We start from the raw sequence: 1,468 nt of genomic DNA, 5'->3' as shown, positions 1-1,468 counted from the left end.
CCTTCAACCTTCAACCTTCAACCTTCAACCTTCAACCTTCAACCTTCAACCTTCAACCTTCAACCTTCAACCTTCAACCCACCTTCAACTTTCAACTTTCAACTTTCAACTTTCAACTTTCAACTTTCAACTTTCAACCTTGGCCTTTCGGCCACGCTACGGGAACAACCTTCAATATTTCTTACAAACTTTAAATTAAAGACATTTATAGGTAACTTCCATGCTGTTACGTCCAGGTTATGTTTTGTCAATTCTCATGGTTACCCTGACTGGCTGCACTGCTGTAGCTAATTCCAACCCTGTAACCTCTCAATTGATTCCCAGCCCCGAGGGTCAACAACACCCAAAATCGAGTAGGCATAGTAGGTTAATGAGGCAACTCAATCTTAACCAGGTGCAAAGGCAGCAGCTGAAAGCCATTAAGCTGGAGTATGAAGAATCCATTATAGATCTTCGCCAGCAAGTGAGTCAAGCGAAGCATAAATTAGGTGAGTTGATGGTGGGTACAGCTGACACACAAACTATCCGCACTCAATACCAACAGGTTCAACTATTGAACCAGCAGCTAGGAAAGTTACACCTTGAGAGTATGTTGCAGATGCGAGAGGTGATGACTCCTGAACAACGCATCCAGTTTGCTCAATTCATGAGACAGCGCCGCCAGCAAAACCTTCTATCAGATTAGGGAGAACCACAAAGGACAAGGATTTTGAGATTTATTTATCTACACGGTTTTGCCTCTAGCCCTGAGTCAGCCAAGGCGGTGTATCTACAAAAAGCTTTTGCTCGCCTCAATGTCTCTCTAACCATTCCTGACCTTAATCAAGATGACTTTAATCATTTAACAATAAGTCGCCAGATTAGTCAAGTGGCAGCATTACTGCCCTTAGATGGAACACCAGTCACGTTAATCGGCTCTAGTTTGGGTGCTTTTACCGCTGCACACTTAGCACAAAACAATCCACAAATCAAAAGATTGGTTCTACTAGCACCAGCATTTGGCTTCCTTGGCCATTGGTTGCCCAAATTAGAAGCAGAACAGCTCAATCAGTGGCGCTCCCAGGGATATTTAGAGATTTACCATTATCGAGAACAGCGAACGCTGCCCTTGCACTACCAGTTTGTAGAAGATGCCCGTCATTATGAGGGTTTGGAGCTAGGGCGACAAGTACCTACCCTGATTCTACATGGGTGCGATGATGAGGTGATTCCTATCATGGCGAGTCGTGATTATGCCAGTACCCGCCCTTGGGTGCAATTGGTTGAATTGGAGAGCGATGCTCCTTTGGAGCCGCTACGCGAACACGGTTTGCGGGACGTGATGGCGTTGATTTGGGCAGCAGTTCGGGAATTTTGTGATATTTAGGGTTGAGGGTTAGTCGGTTGTTCGCCTTTGGCGTCCCTTGTCGGGTAGGTTAGTCGGTTCAGGGGTGAGCTACTCCAACCCAACACTAACTCCAAACCAACC

2 protein-coding genes and 1 pseudogene are annotated in these 1,468 nt (G+C 45.8%); all 3 read left to right on the top strand.

The features are described 5' to 3' along the window. A pseudogene (locus tag F6K37_RS42120) lies at positions 1 to 194 on the top strand (hypothetical protein); the annotation flags it as partial. A gap of 26 nt (positions 195 to 220) precedes the next feature. Next, on the top strand, positions 221 to 685 hold the full coding sequence (locus F6K37_RS42115; RefSeq protein WP_287257179.1) for a Spy/CpxP family protein refolding chaperone: 465 nt from the start codon (positions 221 to 223) through the stop codon (positions 683 to 685). Between the two features lie 24 nt (positions 686 to 709). Then, positions 710 to 1,366: a YqiA/YcfP family alpha/beta fold hydrolase gene (locus F6K37_RS42110; protein ID WP_287257178.1), complete on the top strand. Its 657-nt coding sequence runs from the start codon at positions 710 to 712 to the stop codon at positions 1,364 to 1,366. Positions 1,367 to 1,468: the final 102 nt, after the last annotated feature.

Origin of the sequence: Moorena sp. SIO4E2 (assembly GCF_010671945.1) — a bacterium.
Classification (GTDB): Bacteria; Cyanobacteriota; Cyanobacteriia; order Cyanobacteriales; family Coleofasciculaceae; genus Moorena; species Moorena producens.
The sequence above is the reverse complement of the archived record's forward strand: the minus strand, read 5'-3'. Positions and strand labels throughout refer to the sequence as shown.